The following is a 289-nucleotide window of genomic DNA, read 5'->3' as shown; positions in this document are numbered from 1 at the left end:
CATGATCGGGCTAGACGCAGCCTGCGCGGAATCAGCGAACAAGTAGCGAAAGCCAAACGCGCTGTTGACGGCGATATCGCTATCAACCGTAATCGCTATTTCTATCTTTCCGCCCCAAACAAGAAGGTCAACTACGCTCTTGCTGCCAAACACCGTGCCCTAGCCGGAATTGAAGGCTATGAAACCGACCTTGTTAACTTGCCTGCCAAATAAGTAATTGGGCATTACCGCAGGCTATTCAACATTGAAAAGTCGTTTCGGATGTCGAAATCAGACCTGAAAGCACGCC

General features: G+C 49.8%; 1 pseudogene. It reads left to right on the top strand.

What is annotated here, in order from left to right:
- Positions 1-289, top strand: a pseudogene (locus HMPREF2698_RS08015) (transposase); the annotation flags it as partial.

The sequence above is a fragment of the Corynebacterium sp. HMSC072A02 genome (genome assembly GCF_001810085.1).
Taxonomy (GTDB): Bacteria; Actinomycetota; Actinomycetes; order Mycobacteriales; family Mycobacteriaceae; genus Corynebacterium; species Corynebacterium hesseae.
This window is presented reverse-complemented; position numbering and strand designations above follow the sequence as displayed.